The sequence below is a fragment of the Serratia quinivorans genome (assembly GCF_052113645.1).
In the GTDB taxonomy this organism is placed as follows: Bacteria; Pseudomonadota; Gammaproteobacteria; order Enterobacterales; family Enterobacteriaceae; genus Serratia; species Serratia quinivorans_B.
In genome coordinates this window covers 208,188-225,966 of sequence record NZ_JBIEIU010000002.1, presented here as the reverse complement: position 1 = coordinate 225,966, position 17,779 = coordinate 208,188, and the positions used below count along the sequence as shown (strand labels likewise).

Annotated in this window: 16 protein-coding genes; 10 read left to right on the top strand and 6 right to left on the bottom strand. The window is 58.6% G+C overall.

Translation table 11 applies throughout. The features are described from left to right. Positions 1-4: 4 nt before the first annotated feature. Entirely contained in the window at positions 5-529 is a 525-nt protein-coding gene (purE, locus tag ACGS9J_RS06315; protein WP_044548770.1) for a 5-(carboxyamino)imidazole ribonucleotide mutase, read from the top strand. Further along, positions 526-1,593: a 5-(carboxyamino)imidazole ribonucleotide synthase gene (purK, locus tag ACGS9J_RS06310; RefSeq protein WP_442230150.1), complete on the top strand. Its 1,068-nt coding sequence runs from the start codon at positions 526-528 to the stop codon at positions 1,591-1,593. Before purE ends, purK begins: the two co-directional genes overlap by 4 nt. Before the next feature lie 72 nt (positions 1,594-1,665). Here purK and galE read toward each other — a convergent pair whose 3' ends face one another. The 4 genes from galE to ybbA form a co-directional block, all read right to left on the bottom strand. Continuing rightward, entirely contained in the window at positions 1,666-2,682 is a 1,017-nt protein-coding gene (gene galE / locus ACGS9J_RS06305; RefSeq protein ID WP_442230149.1) for a UDP-glucose 4-epimerase GalE, read from the bottom strand. 69 nt (positions 2,683-2,751) lie between these two features. After that, entirely contained in the window at positions 2,752-4,158 is a 1,407-nt protein-coding gene (locus tag ACGS9J_RS06300) for a sugar porter family MFS transporter (RefSeq protein ID WP_442230148.1), read from the bottom strand. Positions 4,159-4,571: 413 nt separating this feature from the next. Then, positions 4,572-7,004 carry a putative ABC transporter permease subunit YbbP gene (ybbP, locus tag ACGS9J_RS06295; RefSeq protein WP_442230147.1) on the bottom strand — a complete coding sequence of 811 codons (2,433 nt, stop codon included), beginning with the start codon at positions 7,002-7,004 and terminating at the stop codon, positions 4,572-4,574. After that, a complete protein-coding gene (gene ybbA / locus ACGS9J_RS06290; protein ID WP_442230146.1) occupies positions 7,001-7,687 on the bottom strand; it encodes a putative ABC transporter ATP-binding protein YbbA in 687 nt (228 codons plus the stop codon). Before ybbA ends, ybbP begins: the two co-directional genes overlap by 4 nt. Here ybbA and tesA point away from each other — a divergent pair. The 3 genes from tesA (at position 7,658) to ACGS9J_RS06275 (ending at position 10,032) form a co-directional block, all read left to right on the top strand. Beyond that, positions 7,658-8,296 carry a multifunctional acyl-CoA thioesterase I/protease I/lysophospholipase L1 gene (gene tesA / locus ACGS9J_RS06285; RefSeq protein ID WP_442230310.1) on the top strand — a complete coding sequence of 213 codons (639 nt, stop codon included), beginning with the start codon at positions 7,658-7,660 and terminating at the stop codon, positions 8,294-8,296. The genes ybbA and tesA overlap by 30 nt on opposite strands. A 25-nt stretch (positions 8,297-8,321) precedes the next feature. Then, the gene (locus tag ACGS9J_RS06280; RefSeq protein WP_442230145.1) at positions 8,322-9,098 is read left to right on the top strand and encodes an SDR family oxidoreductase; all 777 of its coding nucleotides are present in this window, start codon (positions 8,322-8,324) and stop codon (positions 9,096-9,098) included. A 79-nt stretch (positions 9,099-9,177) separates the two neighbouring features. Continuing rightward, the gene (locus ACGS9J_RS06275) at positions 9,178-10,032 is read left to right on the top strand and encodes a co-chaperone YbbN (protein WP_442230144.1); all 855 of its coding nucleotides are present in this window, start codon (positions 9,178-9,180) and stop codon (positions 10,030-10,032) included. A gap of 79 nt (positions 10,033-10,111) precedes the next feature. Here the strand turns inward: ACGS9J_RS06275 and cfa are convergent, their stop codons facing one another. After that, positions 10,112-11,263 (bottom strand): cyclopropane fatty acyl phospholipid synthase, encoded by a 1,152-nt coding sequence (gene cfa, locus ACGS9J_RS06270; RefSeq protein ID WP_442230143.1) that lies wholly within the window; start codon positions 11,261-11,263, stop codon positions 10,112-10,114. A 242-nt stretch (positions 11,264-11,505) separates the two neighbouring features. Between cfa and ACGS9J_RS06265 the strand changes: the two genes are divergently transcribed. Together ACGS9J_RS06265 and ACGS9J_RS06260 are read left to right on the top strand one after the other, a co-directional pair. Beyond that, a complete protein-coding gene (locus ACGS9J_RS06265; protein WP_442230142.1) occupies positions 11,506-12,411 on the top strand; it encodes an SPFH domain-containing protein in 906 nt (301 codons plus the stop codon). A gap of 2 nt (positions 12,412-12,413) precedes the next feature. Then, positions 12,414-12,875 (top strand): NfeD family protein, encoded by a 462-nt coding sequence (locus tag ACGS9J_RS06260; RefSeq protein WP_128864436.1) that lies wholly within the window; start codon positions 12,414-12,416, stop codon positions 12,873-12,875. Here ACGS9J_RS06260 and cueR read toward each other — a convergent pair. Then, positions 12,872-13,273 carry a Cu(I)-responsive transcriptional regulator gene (gene cueR / locus ACGS9J_RS06255; RefSeq protein ID WP_442230141.1) on the bottom strand — a complete coding sequence of 134 codons (402 nt, stop codon included), beginning with the start codon at positions 13,271-13,273 and terminating at the stop codon, positions 12,872-12,874. The genes ACGS9J_RS06260 and cueR overlap by 4 nt on opposite strands. 107 nt (positions 13,274-13,380) lie before the next feature. Here cueR and copA point away from each other — a divergent pair, with 107 nt between their 5' ends. The 3 genes from copA to ybaK all read left to right on the top strand — a co-directional run bounded on the left by copA (position 13,381) and on the right by ybaK (position 17,764). Beyond that, complete coding sequence (gene copA, locus ACGS9J_RS06250) at positions 13,381-16,101, top strand: copper-exporting P-type ATPase CopA (protein WP_442230140.1); 2,721 nt, start codon at positions 13,381-13,383, stop codon at positions 16,099-16,101. A 154-nt stretch (positions 16,102-16,255) separates the two neighbouring features. Then, positions 16,256-17,059, top strand: a complete 804-nt coding sequence (locus ACGS9J_RS06245; protein ID WP_442230139.1) for a TraB/GumN family protein — start codon at positions 16,256-16,258, stop codon at positions 17,057-17,059. 225 nt (positions 17,060-17,284) lie between these two features. Continuing rightward, positions 17,285-17,764 carry a Cys-tRNA(Pro)/Cys-tRNA(Cys) deacylase YbaK gene (gene ybaK, locus ACGS9J_RS06240; protein WP_442230138.1) on the top strand — a complete coding sequence of 160 codons (480 nt, stop codon included), beginning with the start codon at positions 17,285-17,287 and terminating at the stop codon, positions 17,762-17,764. Positions 17,765-17,779: the final 15 nt, after the last annotated feature.

Below are 17,779 nucleotides of genomic sequence, written 5' to 3'. Positions count from 1 at the left end.
ACCCATGGGAGCCAACGCCGCTTCAGCCACTCACGCTGAGGTTAAAATCGCAATTGTAATGGGATCGAAAAGTGACTGGGCCACCATGCAGTTTGCCGCCGAAGTCCTGACCTCGCTCGATGTCCCGTTCCATGTCGAAGTCGTTTCCGCTCATCGCACGCCGGACAAGCTGTTCAGCTTCGCCGAACAGGCTAGCGCCAAGGGCATTGACGTGATCATTGCCGGTGCGGGCGGTGCTGCGCATCTGCCGGGTATGCTGGCGGCGAAAACCCTGGTTCCGGTGCTGGGTGTGCCGGTTCAAAGCGCCGCATTGAGCGGCGTGGACAGCCTGTATTCCATCGTGCAAATGCCGCGCGGTATCCCGGTCGGCACTCTGGCGATCGGCAAGGCCGGTGCCGCCAATGCCGCACTGCTGGCCGCGCAAATTCTGGCGTTGCACGACGCCGCGTTGGCGCAACGCCTGGCCGATTGGCGTCAGGCGCAGACCGACGAGGTGCTGAATAACCCGGATCCGCGGGAGGAAGCATGAAGCCGGTTTGCGTACTGGGTAACGGTCAGTTGGGGCGCATGCTGCGCCAGGCCGGTGAACCGCTGGGCATCGCCGTTTATCCGGTCGGCCTCGACGCCGAGCCGGAAGCCGTGCCCTATCAAAACAGCGTGATCACCGCCGAAATCGAGCGTTGGCCCGAAACCGCGTTGACGCGCGAACTGGCAACCCACAACAACTTCGTTAACCGCGATATCTTCCCACGTCTGGCCGATCGCCTGACGCAAAAACAGTTGCTCGATCAGCTCGGCCTGGCTACCGCTCCCTGGCAATTGCTGGCCGACGCCGCCGAATGGCCACAGGTGTTCGCCACCCTTGGCGAACTGGCGATAGTCAAACGTCGCGTTGGGGGTTACGACGGCCGCGGCCAGTGGCGTCTGCGCCCAGGGCAGGAAGCCGAACTGCCGGCCGATGCCTACGGCGAATGCATCGTCGAACAGGGGATTAATTTCTCCGGTGAGGTTTCGTTGGTCGGCGCACGCGGACACGACGGCAACTCGGTGTTCTACCCGCTGACCCATAACCTGCACGAAGAAGGTATTCTGCGTACCAGCGTGGCGTTGCCGCAGCCCAACCCTGCGCTGCAACAGCAGGCTGAGCAGATGCTGGCGGCGATCCTCGACGAGCTGAACTACGTCGGCGTGATGGCGATGGAGTGCTTTATCGTCGGCGATCGTCTGTTGATTAACGAACTGGCGCCACGGGTGCATAACAGCGGCCACTGGACGCAGAACGGCGCGTCTATCAGCCAGTTCGAACTGCACCTGCGCGCGATCCTCGCCCTGCCGCTGCCCAAGCCGGTCGTCAGCACCCCGTCGGTAATGGTCAATCTGATCGGTACCGCGGTGAACCCGCAATGGCTGGCGTTACCGCTGGTGCATCTGCACTGGTACGAGAAAGAGGTGCGCGAAGGCCGCAAGGTCGGGCATCTGAATCTGAACGATCCTGACGCCGCCACGCTGCAACAGGCGTTGCAAGCCCTGGCGCCGCTGCTACCGGCCGAATACCAAAGCGGTCTGGCCTGGGCGCAGCAAAAGCTGGCTTAAGCGCTACACTGCACCAAAAACAAAGGGTTCAACTCGATGAGCTGAACCCTTTTTTTATTACCGATGAAAAAACTATTGGCGATAACCCTGCGGATTTTTGCTTTGCCAGTTCCAGGTATCGCGCATCATCACGTCAAGCCCGCGCTGCACCTGCCAGCCCAGTTCCTGTTTCGCCAACCCGGCATCGGCCCAGAAGGCCGGCAAATCGCCCGCACGACGCGGTAAAATCTGATAGGGAATAGTGACGCCCGAGGCTTTTTCAAACGCCTGCACCATTTCCAACACCGAATACCCCACTCCAGATCCCAGATTATAAGCTTTAAAACCGGCGATCTGCCTGAGATGATCCATCGCCGCCAGGTGGCCCTGCGCCACATCCATCACGTGGATGTAATCACGTACGCCAGTACCGTCTTTCGTCGGGTAATCGCCGCCGAACACGCTCAAGCTTTTCCGTTGGCCAATGGCAACCTGCGCGATGTAAGGCAACAGGTTATTGGGAATACCGCTGGGATCTTCGCCAATCAAGCCCGACTCATGGGCGCCCACCGGATTGAAGTAGCGCAGTGCAATAATGGAAAATGCCGGTTCGGCCTTGGCAAAATCCTGCAGGATCTGCTCCACCATCCACTTGGAGGTGCCGTAAGGGCTGGTGGTGCCGCCGATCGGCATATCCTCGCGATAAGGCACCGGGGCATGTTCGCCGTACACCGTGGCGGAGGAACTGAAAATAAACTGATGAACGCCTGCCTGACGCATCGCCTCCAGCAATACCAGCGTCCCCGTCACATTGTTCTGATAGTACTCCAGGGGTTTTTGGGTTGACTCCCCTACCGCCTTCAGGCCGGCAAAATGGATCACCGAAGCAATCTTATGCGCCTCAAAGATCCGTTGCAGGCAGCCGGCGTCCCGTATATCTCCCTGATAGAATCTGGCGGCTTTGCCCGTCAGCTGCGCCACACGGCGCAAGGATTCTTCGGACGCATTGATCAAATTGTCCAGCACCACCACGTCTTCACCCCGTTCCAGCAGCGCCAATACGGTGTGCGAACCAATATATCCGGCACCGCCCGTCACCAGAATCGCCATAATTTCCCCCTGTAAGCCGCATCTGCCATCAAAGCCGATGCATAAACGGATGTACGCGCTGCCTGCCGACTAGCGCGAGCCAATTTTACGTAACGGTTTACCCGCCATCAGATTGCGTTCGATATGCTCCAGCGAAATATTCTTGGTTTCCGGGATCAGCGCCAGCGTGATGAAGATAAACACCAGGTTAAGCGCCGCATAGACCCAGAAGGTGTGCGCGCTGCCCAGCGAATTCAGCATGGTCAGGAACGTCGCCCCAACGATCATGTTGGCGATCCAGTTGGTGGCAGTCGAACAGGTAATACCAAAATCGCGGCCTTTCAGCGGTTGGATCTCTGAACACAGCACCCAAATCAGCGGACCGGCGCTCATGGCGAAACCGACAATAAACATCAGCAACATGATGATGGCAAAGTATTGCTCGGCCGGCGAGGTCATCCCCACATTCATCATCGTTCCCAGCGCGCCCATGCCCGCCGCCATGACGATAAAGCCCAGCGTCAGCGTCGGTTTGCGTCCCCAGCGGTCAACCAGCCCGATGGCGATAAAGGTGGCCAGCACGTTCACCAGGCCGACAATCACCGTCCCCCACATCTGTTGTGCGGTGCTGGCAAAGCCCGCCAGGCCAAAAATCTTCGGCGCGTAATACATGATGACGTTCATCCCGGTGAACTGTTGCATCACCTGCAGCAGCACGCCGAGGAACACCGCGCGGCGGAAGTTTTTGTTGTCTTTAAACAACGCCCAACCGCTTTGTTTCAGCTTGAGGCTTTCGCGAATTTCATTCAGTTCGTGTTGTGCCTGGGCGCTGCTGTCACGCAGTTTTTCCAATACCTGGCGCGCCTGCTCATGGCGATTGCGCGAAGCCAGCCAGCGTGGACTGTCCGGCAAGAAGAACACGCCGATCAACAGCAATACCGCAGGAATGGTGATCACGCCCAACATCCAGCGCCAGGCACCGGTGTAACTGAATGCGGTATCAGACAGGTAGGCCGCCAGGATCCCGATGGTAATCATCAACTGATACATCGAGATCATGCTGCCACGAATTTTTTCCGGGGCGATTTCAGACAGGTAAATCGGTGCGGTATAAGAAGCCACCCCCACCGCCAGCCCAAGCAGCACGCGAGAAATCAGCAAGATTTCCACATTGGGTGCCGCGGCCGAACACAGCGAGCCCACGACGAACAGCACTGCGCCTATCATCAGGCTGTATTTGCGCCCGATACGGAAGTTCATCCAGCCACTGCCCACGGCACCGACCGCAGCCCCAAACATCATTGAGCTGACCACCCACTCCTGCTGAGAGCTGGTGATGTTAAACGAATCGGTGATAAACGGCAGAGCACCTGCAATGACACCGATATCCAGACCAAACAGCAGCCCAGCCAGTGCGGCCAAAAAACAGACGAAAAAAGTCATCCCTGCATTGCTCTGGCTTTTCTCAGCCGCCGACACTTTGACGGTAGTACTCATACAGCCTCCAAACGATAACGTGCTTAAGTTGCCAGTATGATAAGAGGCAATTCGTCAGAGAGAAGTGAGTGCGATCACATTAGTGGAAACGATTACATTATTTGTGTATCTGTATAAAATCAGTACCAAAACCCCAATTACAATTAAATAGTATGATTTAAAAAGATAATTTCAATCATAATCGGTTTAGAAGAGTCATGCTGTTAACATCATTTTACCATAATGCCCACCATCGGCTTGAGTAAGCCAGAGACAACATGTAACCGATTTCACACCATAACAGCCAAAAGATGATAATGCCGACAAAGAGGAACCGGGAGTGAATGCAGGCATTTTAGCGAGGAACAGCTTTGGGCAGATGGCAAATTCGACCGGCCCAGGGTCACCGGGGCCGGTCGATAAATCACGGCGGGTTAGCCGTCGTAGCCGCGGAACAACGCCTGGCCACGCAGCAAACGCACGCCCAGCCAACCGCCGCACAGCGACAGCAGCAGCGCACTGAGTAACGGCAACGCCCACCAGAGAACCGGCGTTGGTGCCCATGGGAAGTCAAACACCTGGCTTTGCAGCAACCACAGCGCCGCTTCCGCACCCACCGCAGCGGCGATGCCCGCCACCAGCCCCAGCAGGGCAAACTCGCACCACAGCGTACTGCGCAACAGGCGCTTGCCGGCCCCCAACGTGCGATACACCACCAGCTCCTGACGCCGTTGACGCATACCCACCTGCACCTGGGCCATCAGCAACAAGCCACCGCAGACCACCACCAGCACCACCATCACCTCCAGAGCGCGGCTGACCTGCTGCAACACGCCGCCCACCTGTTTGAGGATCGAGCCTATATCCAGCAGGCTGAGCGTCGGGAACTGCCGATTAAGCTGGGTCAGCATCTGGCCGTCTCCGTCATAGCGGAAACTGGTGAGCCAGGTTTGCGGCTGACCGTCCAGCGCACCCGGCGGGAAGATGAAGTAAAAGTTCGGTTTCAAACTTTCCCAATCCACCTGCCGCAGGCTGGTGACCCTGGCGCTGAACGACTGGGTATCGCCGCTGAAGGTCAGCGTGTCGCCCAGTTTGATTTTGAGCCGCCCGGCGATGCCCTGATCCATCGACACTTCGCCGGTCTTCGGCGGCCAACTGCCCGCCAGCAAAGGATTGTGCGCCGGCAAATCCGCCAGCCAGGTCAGGTTCAGCTCGCGATTCACCGCTTCGCCCCCCGGATCGTCCTCATGCACCCGCTCGGTCGCCACCTGCTGATTAATCTCGGTCAAACGTACGCGGACAATCGGGTAATAAGTCTCCGGCGCGATCTGATGCTGTTGCAGGAAGGTTTTCACCTGCGGCACCTGCGCTTCGGTCAGGTTCAACAGGAAGTAGTTCGGGCTGTCCGGCGGCAGTTGCTGCTGCCAGCGATCAAGCAGATCGCCACGCAGCACCAGCAATAACGCCAGCAGCATAAACGACAACGAAAAGGCCGCCAGTTGGCTGACCGTGACCCAGGGCTGATGCAACAGGCGATTCACCGCCAGCCGCAGCGCCAGGTTTTTAAGCCGAATGCGCCGCAACAGCAGCAGGCTGCCCCAGCCGATGGCGCCCAACAACAGCGCCAGCACCAGAATGCCGGCCAGGATCGACCACAGCAGCGTGCTGGCCCCCATCAGCGCCGTCAGTAACGCCACCACAATCACCGCCGTCACCGGCAGAAAGTAACGCAGCGGCCAGACATTAGCCACCACGTCGCGGCGCAGTACCCGCAACGGCTGAGTCGCCAATAACTGCCGGTAGGGCCGCAACCCCACCAGCAGCGAAATCAGCAGCAGCGCACCGATCGCCCACAGCCACGGCCAGCTACCGGCAGCAGGCAGTTCCCCCGGCAGCACCGGTGCCAGCAGCCGGATCAACACCGCTTCAAACCCCAGCCCAATAATCCCACCGCATACCGCAGCCAGCAGGATCACCGCCAGCCACTGGCCGACGATCAACTTGCGCAATGCGCTGCGGCCGGCACCCAGGGTTTTCAGCACCGCAATCAGGTCGTAACGGCTACGGCAATAGTGGCTCATAGCCACCGCCACGGCGGCAATCGACAGCAGCAGGGTCAGCAGCGCCGACAACAACAGGAACTGCTGCGAACGTTGCAGCGATTTACCCAACGCGCTGCCGGACTCCTGCAGCCCAAACCAGCGCTGATCGGGACCGAGCTGCGGCATCAGGCGATCTTCGTAACGCTGAATATTCTCCGCAGCCCCAGCGAACATATAACGGTAGGTTAAGCGGCTGCCCGGCTGCACAGCCCCGGTTTTATCCACATCCGCCAGATTGATCATGATACGCGGCGCAGTCTGGAACGGGTTAAAGCCGGAATCCGGCTCCTGAATGATTTCCCCGACAATACGCAGTTGGGTATCGCCGACATCCAGCGTATCCCCCACCTTCACGTTCAGCAGCGCCAATAAGCGCGGAGCAACCAAAACGCTGCCCGGCGTCAGTTTGACATTGGCGGGGCGGGTCTCCAGCTTGCCGTACAGCGGATAGGCCAAATCGGTGGCCTTGACGTCTGCCAGCTGCGGCCGATCCCCGGCGTAGGTCATGGTCGTGAACGACAGCTGACGGCTGACTTTCAACCCCTGTTGCTGCGCATCCAGCAGCCAGCCTTCCGGCACCGGTCGTGCGCTGCGCAGCACACGGTCACCGGCGATAAAATCACGGCTCTGCTGGCTCAGGCCTTTGTCCATGCGATCGCTTATGCTGCCCAATGCCAGCACGCAGGCCATCGACAGCGTCAGCGCCAGCCAGACGATCAGCAGCGACGGTGAGCGCCACTCGCGCCAAAACCAGCGCCAGATCATGCTTCCTCCCACAGCTTGCCTTCACGCAGGCGCAGCCGCCGCTGGCAGCGCGCCGCCAGGGTTTCGTCATGGGTGACCAGAATTAAAGTGGTGGAGAAATCGCGGTTGAGCGAGAACAGCAAATCGGCGATGCGCTCGCCAGTCTGACGATCGAGGTTTCCGGTCGGCTCGTCGGCAAACAGCACCCGTGGTCGGCCACTGAACGCCCGCGCCAGCGCCACCCGCTGCTGTTCGCCACCGGAAAGCTGCGCCGGCAAGTGGCCAAGCCGTTTGCCCAGCCCAAGCTGTTCCAGCAACTGCACCGCCTGATCCCGGCTTTGGCGGTCGCTTTCGCCCCGCAGCAGCGCCGGCAATTGCACGTTTTCCAGCGCATTGAGCGTCGGCACCAGCATAAATGACTGAAACACAAAGCCGACATTTTTGGCACGCAGCGCGGCACGGCCCTCTTCATCCAGCGCGGTCAGTGATTCGCCCAGCAAATGCACCTCCCCTTCACTGCCGTCGTCCAGCCCGGCGAGGATCCCCAGCAGCGTTGACTTGCCCGAGCCGGATTCGCCGATCAGAGCAATTGTCTGTGCGGGTTTGACAACCAGCTCGACTCCGGTAAGGATGGAGAGCTGATGCTCACCCTGACCAACGTGTTTACTAAGATGATGAACTTCAAGAACGTTTTCCGCTGGCATCTTCCCTTCCTTTTGCTGTTGGGATTATTCAGTTTACGCGCTGTCGCCGCCGATACCTTATTGATTTTAGGCGACAGTTTAAGCGCCGGTTACCGTTTGCCGGTGGCGCAGGCCTGGCCAACGCTGCTGGCCGACCAATGGCAGAAAAAACCGGGTGATCCGCAACTGGTCAACGCCAGCATCAGCGGCGACACCGCCGCACAGGGGCTGGCGCGTCTGCCCGAATTGCTAAAACAACACCAGCCGCGCTGGGTACTGATTGAATTGGGTGCCAACGACGGCCTGCGCGGTTTCCCGGCGCAGGATCTGCAGCGCGATCTCAGCCAAATCATCACCCTGGTGCAGCAGGCCGGTGCTCAGCCACTGCTGATGCAGATCCGTATTCCCCCCAACTATGGCCGCCGTTATACCGAAGCCTTTAGCGCGATTTACCCTCAGCTTGCCAAGCAATTCAACATTCCGCTGCTGCCGTTCTACATGGAACAGGTGGTGATCAAAGCGGAATGGATGCAGGATGACGGATTGCATCCCAATAAGGATGCCCAGCCGTTTATCGCCACCTGGATGGCGGAACGCCTGGAACCTCTAGTAAAACATGAGTCTAACTAAATAGGGTTGTACACTAGGTAAAGTTATGCAAAAAGCAGTGTTGATAACCGGCTGTTCCAGCGGAATTGGATTGATTGCGGCGCAGGATCTGCGCAACCGTGGTTACCGGGTACTGGCTGCCTGCCGCAAGCCGCAGGACGTGGAAAACATGCGCCAGCTTGGGCTGGAAGGCATTGAGCTGGATCTGGACGACAGCGCCAGCGTCGAACGTGCCGCGGCACAGGTGATCGAACTGACCGGCGGCCGACTGTACGGCCTGTTCAACAACGGCGGCTTTGGTGTTTACGGGCCGCTGAGCAGTATTTCGCGCCAGCAGTTGGAACGCCAATTCGCCACCAACCTGTTTGGTACCCATCAGCTCACCCAATTGCTGCTACCGGCGATGCTGCCGCACGGCGAAGGGCGCATTATTCAGACCAGTTCGGTGATGGGACTGGTTTCCAGCGCCAGCCGGGGGGCCTATGCCGCCAGCAAATTTGCGCTGGAAGCCTGGTCCGATGCCCTGCGTATGGAGCTGCACGGCACCGGTATTCAGGTCAGCCTGATTGAGCCCGGCCCCATCTCCACTCACTTTACCCAGAACGTCAATCAGGCGCAGAGCGATAAACCGGTGCATAACCCCGGTATCGCCAAGCGCCTGACGCTGCCGCCGGAAGCCATTTTACCCAAATTACGCCACGCGCTGGAAAGCCCAAGGGCCAAACTGCGCTACCCGGTGACCCTGCTGGCGCACGCGCTCAGCGTATTGCGCCGCATCCTGCCTGGCCGCTGCCTGGACTGGCTGTTACGCAGCAACGGTTAATTTGGCCGACGGGGTTGAAGAATGCCGCACCGCCCCCATCTAAAAGCCAATGGCTCCGCAAGATCAGAGAGAAAATTACATGCTAGCTCAAGCTGTTGTTGATATTAACGAAACTAACCTGCACCAGACGCTGGAACAGTCAATGTCCATGCCGGTGGTGTTCTACTTCTGGTCGGATCGCAGCCAACACTGTCTGCAACTCACCCCGATACTGGACAAGCTGGCGGCGGAATATGCCGGTCAGTTCGTGCTGGCAAAAGTGGATTGCGACGCCGAACAGGCCATCGCCGCCCAGTTTGGCTTGCGCTCGCTGCCGACGGTGTACCTGTTCAAAGACGGTCAGCCGGTCGACGGATTCCAGGGCCCGCAGCCGGAAGAGATGATCCGCGAGTTCCTGCAACGTTTCCTGCCGAAAGAAGAAGATCTGAAGCTGGCGCAGGCGACCGAATTGCTGGGCGAAGGCAAGGCCGCAGAAGCGCTGCCGCTGCTGAAAGACGCCTGGCAAGCCAGCCAGCAACGCAGCGATATCGGCCTGACGCTGGCAGAAACCCAGATCGAGCTGAACCGCACCGAAGACGCCGAAACCGTGCTGGCGACCATTCCGTTGCAGGATCGGGATACCCGCTATCAGGGTCTGGTGGCGCAGATTGAACTGCTGAAACAGGCCGCCGACACGCCGGAAATTCAACAGTTGCAACAGCAGGTGGAGCAGCAGCCGGAGAACGTCGATTTAGCCGTGCAACTGGCGCTGCAACTGCATCAGGTGGGGCGTAATGAAGAAGCGCTGGAACTGCTGATGGGGCATCTGAAGAAAGATCTCGCCGCCGCCAACGGCAACGCGCGCAAGACGCTGATGGATATTCTGGCCGCGCTGGGCACCGGCGACGCGTTAGCAGCCAAGTACCGTCGTCAGCTCTATTCACTGCTGTACTGATATTTGAGGGCGCAGTTCATTCACTGCTGTACTGATATTTGAGGGCGCAGTTCATTCACTGCTGCGCCCCCTTCACTTCTTAGCGGTACACCCGCACTCCGCCTTCAACCCCTTTCGGGCTTAACAACACCTGCCAGAGTTGAATCTCTCGTGAACGGAATGCACCAGCGCAGGCATTCAGATAATAGGTAAACATCCGCTCGAACCGCTCGGAATACCCCTCAGCCAGCAACGGCCATGCCCGTTTGAAATTCTCATACCAGGCCATCAGCGTGCGATCGTAATCGGCGCCGATATTGTGCCAATCCTCCATCACAAAACGCCCTTCGCTGGCTTCGGAAATATGGCGTACCGAAGGCAGGCAGCCATTGGGGAAGATGTATTTGTCTATCCAGGCGTCGACGTGAAGATTGGTTTGGTTGGCGCCAATGGTGTGCAGCAGGAACAGCCCCTCGGGTTTAAGATTGCGTGCCGCCACGCGGAAATAAGTGTCGTAGTTCTTCGGCCCCACGTGTTCGAACATGCCTACGGAGACAATGCGATCAAACTGACGGTCAAGGTCGCGGTAATCCTGCAGCTGGATCTCCACGTCCAAACCCTGGCAACGTTCCTGCGCCAGCTTTTGCTGCTCGGCGGAAATCGTTACGCCGTACACCGATACCCCGTAGTTTTGCGCCGCATACTGCGCCAACCCGCCCCAGCCGCAGCCAATATCCAACAGCGACATGCCCGGTTTCAGCTGCAGCTTCTCGCAGATCATTTTCAGCTTGGCCAACTGCGCCTGCTCCAGCGTTTCGGCCTCTTTCCAATAACCGCAGGAATATTGCATATAAGGATCGAGCATCGCACGGAACAGATCGTTGCCGATATCGTAATGCTCTTTACCAACCTGCCAGGCGCGTTTGCGCGACTGACGGTTAAACAGCCGGGCATAGGCGATACGCGCAATGTCGCTCAGATTTTTGGGCAAGCGTTCATCAACGCCCGCCTGCAGAATGCGGGTAAATAAAGTATCCAGTCGCTCGCAGTCCCACCAGCCGTCCATATAGCTTTCGCCGAACCCGAGCGATCCTTCCTGCAAAATGCGTTTAAACAACGCCGGGTTATGCACCTTGATATCGCAGGCACGGTTACCGTTGATGGCCACATCGGCTGCGGACAACAATTCTTCCACAATGCGATACCAACGATCTTTTTTCGGGGCGAGTTCATCAACACTGATTGAGTCCATAACAATCCTTGGCGCAAGATGTCATTTCAAAAAGCATAGTCGCAAATATAAATGACAAATATTTGAAGTGAAAAATGACGATGCTGTTTACTGTAGCCAAGACAGATAACGTCATGAAATGAATTAAAATTATTGGAAACATGCCAATTTGGAATGTTAAGGGGTCGGCGAGCCTGATTTATTAGTCTTTGCACTGTAGCTGGCGTAATATCTGTTTACATATGTCTGACAGGAGGTTTGCCATGTTTACCCTAATTCCCATTGTGATTGTCGTCGCGCTAATCATCGTTTTTGCCGGCGTCAAAATTGTTCCGCAAGGGTTCCAATGGACGGTGGAACGCTTCGGCCGCTACACCAAAACGCTGATGCCGGGTTTAAACCTGGTGGTGCCCTTCATGGACCGTATCGGCAGAAAAATCAATATGATGGAACAGGTGCTGGATATTCCTTCACAGGAGATCATCTCGCGCGATAACGCCAATGTGGCCATCGATGCCGTCTGCTTTATTCAGGTGGTGGATCCGGCGCGCGCCGCTTATGAAGTGAGTAATCTTGAGCTGGCCATCGTCAACCTGACCATGACCAACTTCCGTACCGTGCTCGGCTCGATGGAGCTGGACGAAATCCTCTCGCAGCGTGATAGCATCAACAGCCGCCTGCTGCACATCGTCGACGAAGCCACCAATCCCTGGGGCATCAAAATCACCCGTATCGAGATCCGCGATGTACGTCCACCGGCAGAGCTGATCTCGGCAATGAACGCCCAGATGAAGGCCGAACGAACCAAGCGTGCGGATATTCTTGAGGCCGAAGGCGTGCGTCAGGCCGCTATCCTGCGAGCCGAAGGGGAAAAACAGTCGCAAATCCTCAAGGCGGAAGGCGAACGTCAGTCGGCGTTCCTGCAGGCGGAAGCGCGCGAACGTGCCGCTGAAGCCGAAGCCCGTGCAACTCAGCTGGTTTCCGATGCTATCGCCAGCGGCAATATCCAGGCGGTGAACTACTTTGTGGCGCAGAAATACACCGATGCGCTGCAAAAAATCGGCTCCGCCAACAACAGCAAAGTCATCATGATGCCGCTGGACGCCAGCAGCCTGCTCGGTTCCATTGGTGGCATTACCGAGCTGTTGAAAGACAGCAAAGGCAAGTAATCATGCTCGAACAAATTGCAGCAAACCCGCACTGGTTCTGGCTCTCCCTTGGCGGGCTGCTGCTGGCGGCGGAAATGCTCGGCGCCAGCGGTTACCTGTTGTGGAGCGGCGTCTCGGCGGTGGTGGTCGGCGCAATCGTCTGGCTGTTGCCGCAATTGGCCTGGGAATGGCAGGGGGTGATTTTTGCCGTGCTGACCGTGGTGGTGGCCTACCTGTGGTGGTACTGGCTGCGTCAACGTCCGGCGGCGGCTTCCAGCGGTTCGCAGGTGCTGAACCAGCGCAACCGCCAGCTGATTGGCACCCGCGCCACGCTGACGGAACCGATGCACAACGGCATGGGGCGCATTAACATCGGCGACAGCAGTTGGCGCGCCCAGGCCAGTGAAGATCTGGCGGTGGGCACCGAGGTGGAAGTGATCGCCGTCGAAGGCATAACGCTGGTGATCCGCGCCGTTATCCGTTAATGGTCGTGGCAACATCCGGCCAGGTTATTGATGATTGGGCACTCTGCCCCGTCATCGCCCGGGCACTGATCCGCCAGCGCCAGTAAACGCTGGCGCATTTCACCCAATTCGGCGATGTGCTTTTCAATGTCCGCCACCTTTTGCAACGTGCGCGCTTTTACATCGGCGCTGTGACGGGCCGGATCGTTGAACAACGCCACCAGTTCGCCGCATTCGTCCAGGTTAAACCCCACCTGTCGCGCCTGGCGCAGCAGCGTCAGTTCCTCAATGTGCTTTGGGCTGTAGCTGCGATAACCGTTATCGGTGCGGATCGGCGCGGTCACCAGCCCTTTCTCTTCATAAAAGCGGATTGCCTTGCTGGTTAAACCGGTTTTTTTCGCCACGTCGCTGATATTCATTTATCCCCCTTGACCTTCACCTTGCTGGAAGGTTTAGACTTCATTCTTAGTGAAAACAGGCCAAGCGGTCAACCTTTAAGCACCGCACTTGAGCGAGGAACCGAATCATGTCACATACCACCGTGCTGGTGTTGCAGGGGCTAACCTGCATGAACTGCGCGCAACGGGTGAAAAAAGCCCTGGAAAGCCGCAGCGATGTCGAACAGGCAGAGGTCAACGTCCACTATGCCAAGGTCACAGGCGAGGCGCCGAGCCAGGCATTGATCGACAGCGTGATCGCTGCCGGCTATCATGCCGCCGTGGCGCAACAGGCGGACACCGAGCTGCAATTGAACGGCCTGAGCTGCATGCACTGTGCCGCCAGCACCCGCAAAGCGCTGGAAGCGGTGCCAGGGGTGATGGCCGCCGACGTCAGCATTGACAGTGCCAAGGTTTACGGCGACGCCGCTCCCGAGGCATTGATCGCTGCGGTAGAAGAAGCGGGTTATCACGCCAGCCTTGCCGGAGCCGCCAACGCCCCAAAAACTGAGCCGTTGACTGAATCAGTCCCTGTATTGCCGGAAACCCAGGCAACGGCCGCACCTTCCCTTCCGGCAGCCAATCACGACGAGGATGATGACAGCGTTCAGCTTTTGCTCAGTGGCATGAGCTGCGCCAGCTGCGTCAGTAAAGTACAAAACGCGCTGCAAAGCGTAACCGGTGTCGAACAGGCGCGCGTCAATCTGGCAGAGCGCAGCGCGTTGATCACCGGGAGCGCCGATCCACAAGCGCTGGTCGCCGCGGTCGAAAAAGCCGGTTACGGCGCGGAAATGATCCAGGACGAAACCGAACGCCGCGAGCGCCAACAGCAGACCGCCCAAGCCAATATGAAGCGTTTCCGCTGGCAGGCCGCGCTGGGCCTGGCGCTGGGCATTCCGCTGATGGCCTGGGGTCTGTTCGGCGGCAGCATGTCGCTAACGCCGGAAACCCAGCGTCCGTGGCTGCTGGTTGGCCTGATCACGCTGGCCGTCATGGTGTTCGCCGGCGGGCATTTTTACCGTAACGCCTGGCGCGCGCTGATGAACGGCAGTGCCACCATGGACACCTTGGTCGCGTTGGGCACCGGTGCCGCCTGGCTGTATTCGATCAGCGTCAACCTGTGGCCGGATTTCTTCCCGATGGCAGCGCGGCATCTGTACTACGAAGCCAGCGCAATGATCATCGGTCTGATTAACCTTGGCCATGCGCTGGAACAACGCGCTCGCCAGCGTTCATCGCAGGCGCTGGAGCGGCTGTTGGATCTGACGCCGCCGACGGCGCGGCTGGTGACCGACGAGGGTGAGAAAAACATTCCGTTGGCGCAGGTGCAGCTCGGTATGACGCTGCGGCTGACGACCGGCGATCGCATTCCGGTAGACGGCGAGATAGTTCAGGGCGAAGTTTGGCTCGATGAAGCGATGCTGACCGGCGAAGCGGTGCCGCAACAGAAAGGCATTGGCGATACCTTGCATGCCGGTACGGTAGTGGACGACGGCAGCGTGCTGTTCCGTGCAGGTGCTATCGGCAGCAAAACCACGCTGGCGCGGATCATCAAGCTGGTGCGTCAGGCGCAGAGCAGCAAGCCCGAGATCGGCAAGTTGGCGGACCGTATTTCTGCGGTGTTCGTTCCGACGGTAGTGGCCATCGCCCTGTTCAGCGCCGCAATCTGGTATTTCTTCGGCCCGCAGCCGCAGCTGGTTTACACACTGGTTATCGCGACGACGGTCCTGATCATCGCCTGCCCTTGCGCGCTGGGTTTGGCAACGCCGATGTCGATCATCTCCGGCGTCGGTCGCGCCGCCGAGTTTGGCGTGCTGGTGCGTGATGCCGATGCCCTGCAGCAGGCAAGCCAGTTGGACACCCTGGTGTTTGATAAAACCGGCACCCTGACCGAAGGCCAGCCGCGGGTGGTGGAGATCCTCACCTTTGGCCAGGTGAACGAGCAACAGGCGCTGCGCTGGGCTGCCGCACTGGAACAGGGTGCCAGCCACCCGCTGGCCCGTGCCATCGTTGATCACGCAGACGGACAAGTTCTGCCGCAGGTGGAGCAGTTCCGTACCCTGCGCGGCGCCGGCGTCAGCGGCGAAGTGGACGGCGTGAAGCTCTTGCTGGGCAATGCCGCCCTGCTGCAACAGCATCAGGTGGCCACCGCAGAGTTAGACGCACAGATGCAGCAACAGGCAGAACGTGGCATTACCCCGGTGTTGCTGGCCGTCGACGGTAAAGCCGCCGCGCTGTTCGCTATCCGCGATCCGCTGCGTGGCGACAGCATTGAGGCGCTACAGCGTTTGCATCGTCAGGGCTATCAACTGGTGATGTTAACCGGCGATAACCCGGTGACCGCCAACGCCATTGCCAAAGAGGCCGGTATCGACCGGGTGATTGCCGGCGTGCTGCCGGAGGGCAAGGCCGAGGCGATCAAACAGCTGCAGGCACAGGGGCACCGTGTAGCCATGGTTGGCGACGGGATCAACGACGCCCCGGCGCTGGCGCAGGCCGATGTCGGCATCGCGATGGGGGGAGGCAGCGATATCGCTATCGAAACCGCCGCGATCACCCTGATGCGCCATAGCCTGAACGGCGTCGCCGACGCGCTGGAGCTGTCGAAAGCCACGCTGCGCAATATGAAGCAGAACCTGCTGGGGGCCTTTGTTTACAACACGCTGGGCATTCCTATTGCCGCCGGGGTGCTGTATCCGTTGACCGGCACCTTGCTCAGCCCAGTGGTAGCGGGCGCTGCGATGGCGCTGTCCTCCATTACCGTGGTCAGTAACGCCAACCGGCTGCTGCGTTTTAAACCCAAACGCTGAATGCCCAGGGGCGCAAAACATGCGCCTCGTTTCCTTTGGGATAATTCCTTCACTGTTCAGGCTTTCTTGTCCACCGGATAGCGTTTAGCATGGGGAAAGGTTACGCCCCTCACCTTACCGAACAGGTGAACACGTTATTCAGGAGCCACGTTGTATGGGTCAACTGCTACGCCGTATCGCCGCCTTTCTCGGCCTGATTTCCCCGATGACCTACGCCTACCCGGCGCTGGATATTCTGCTGCCCGGCGATCGTCAGCTCCATCTGGTGGGCAGCATCCACATGGGCACGGTGGATATGTCGCCGCTGCCGGCCAAACTGGCGGCACGGTTGAAGCAGGCGGATGCTTTGATTGTTGAAGCCGACATCACCGGCTCCGCGTCGCCCTTTGATCATATCGAGCAGCAGCCGGAACTTGAGCAGCGGCTCTCCGAGTCAGAGTTTCAGCAATTGCTGACGCTGTGCCAGGAGCTGGGGACCGAGGCCGCAAGCTTTTCCACCCTGCCCGGCTGGCAGATAGCCTTGATGATGCAGGCACACCAGGCCCAGCGACTGGGGCTACGGGCCGAATACGGCGTGGATTATCAGTTGTTGCAGGCGGCCAGAGTTCAGCATAAGAAAGTGATCGAGCTGGAAGGTGCCGAACAGCAGATGAGCATGCTGGAGCAGTTGCCGGAAGGGGGCATGGCGCTGCTGCGCGATACATTAGAGCATTGGCACACCAATGCACGACTGCTGCAAACCATGGTGAGCTGGTGGCTGGACGCGAAACCCAGCGGCATGCTGGAAACTCTGCCCGCCACTTTCAGCGCCGATCTGTACGACGTACTGATGCACCGGCGCAACCGCGACTGGCAACAAAAGCTGGAGGCATTACCGGCAGGGAATTATGTGGTGGCGGTCGGTGCGCTGCATCTGTACGGCGAGGATAATCTGCCGGCGATGTTGCAGGCACAATAAAAAAGTGGCCAATATCGCTACTGGCCAGTCAAAGAGGAATTTCTTGTATTTTAGTTATACGCATTGTAACCCTGTTAACGGTTACAGCGGACAGGGTAGCAACCCAGTGAACAACTTGGCAACCCGCTTTACGCGACTGTCACTCAGGTTGCTGTTACCGTTATATTTTTGTAATTTTGTTGCATCCGGTTGCAACCTCCCGCTCAACGGGAAATAGGAAAACACATGACGCCCGCAGTGATCCTGCTTGAGAAACAAAAAGTCGCCTTTACCCTTCACCCTTATCATCACGACAGCGCTGAAACCAACTTTGGCGATGAAGCGGTGAAAAAACTCGGACTGGATGCCGACCGCGTCTATAAAACGCTGCTGGTGGCGCTGAACGGCGACGCCAAACATCTGGCGGTGGCGGTCACACCGGTAGCCACTCAGTTGGATCTGAAAAAGGTTGCCCGCGCGCTGGGGGCGAAAAAGGCAGAGATGGCCGATCCACTGCTGGCGCAGCGCGTAACCGGTTATCTAGTGGGCGGCATCAGCCCGCTGGGGCAAAAAAAGCGCCTGCCAACGGTGATCGACAGCCCGGCGCAGCAGTTCGCGACGATTTACGTCTCCGGCGGCAAGCGCGGGCTGGATATCGAACTGGCGGCGGAAGATCTTTGTCGGCTGTTGGCCGGCAGCTTCGCCGATATCGGCAAGCGCGACTAAAAATCGGGGAGCCGT

Bases quoted from the DNA above. Each gene is read 5' to 3' on its own strand.
- purE (WP_044548770.1), top strand. From the start codon at position 5: ATGGGAGCCAACGCCGCTTCAGCCACTCACGCTGAGGTTAAAATCGCA.
- purK (WP_442230150.1), top strand. From the start codon at position 526: ATGAAGCCGGTTTGCGTACTGGGTAACGGTCAGTTGGGGCGCATGCTG.
- galE (WP_442230149.1), bottom strand. From the start codon at position 2,682: ATGGCGATTCTGGTGACGGGCGGTGCCGGATATATTGGTTCGCACACC.
- ACGS9J_RS06300 (WP_442230148.1), bottom strand. From the start codon at position 4,158: ATGAGTACTACCGTCAAAGTGTCGGCGGCTGAGAAAAGCCAGAGCAAT.
- ybbP (WP_442230147.1), bottom strand. From the start codon at position 7,004: ATGATCTGGCGCTGGTTTTGGCGCGAGTGGCGCTCACCGTCGCTGCTG.
- tesA (WP_442230310.1), top strand. From the start codon at position 7,658: ATGAACTTCAAGAACGTTTTCCGCTGGCATCTTCCCTTCCTTTTGCTG.
- ybbA (WP_442230146.1), bottom strand. From the start codon at position 7,687: ATGCCAGCGGAAAACGTTCTTGAAGTTCATCATCTTAGTAAACACGTT.
- ACGS9J_RS06280 (WP_442230145.1), top strand. From the start codon at position 8,322: ATGCAAAAAGCAGTGTTGATAACCGGCTGTTCCAGCGGAATTGGATTG.
- ACGS9J_RS06275 (WP_442230144.1), top strand. From the start codon at position 9,178: ATGCTAGCTCAAGCTGTTGTTGATATTAACGAAACTAACCTGCACCAG.
- cfa (WP_442230143.1), bottom strand. From the start codon at position 11,263: ATGGACTCAATCAGTGTTGATGAACTCGCCCCGAAAAAAGATCGTTGG.
- ACGS9J_RS06265 (WP_442230142.1), top strand. From the start codon at position 11,506: ATGTTTACCCTAATTCCCATTGTGATTGTCGTCGCGCTAATCATCGTT.
- ACGS9J_RS06260 (WP_128864436.1), top strand. From the start codon at position 12,414: ATGCTCGAACAAATTGCAGCAAACCCGCACTGGTTCTGGCTCTCCCTT.
- cueR (WP_442230141.1), bottom strand. From the start codon at position 13,273: ATGAATATCAGCGACGTGGCGAAAAAAACCGGTTTAACCAGCAAGGCA.
- copA (WP_442230140.1), top strand. From the start codon at position 13,381: ATGTCACATACCACCGTGCTGGTGTTGCAGGGGCTAACCTGCATGAAC.
- ACGS9J_RS06245 (WP_442230139.1), top strand. From the start codon at position 16,256: ATGGGTCAACTGCTACGCCGTATCGCCGCCTTTCTCGGCCTGATTTCC.
- ybaK (WP_442230138.1), top strand. From the start codon at position 17,285: ATGACGCCCGCAGTGATCCTGCTTGAGAAACAAAAAGTCGCCTTTACC.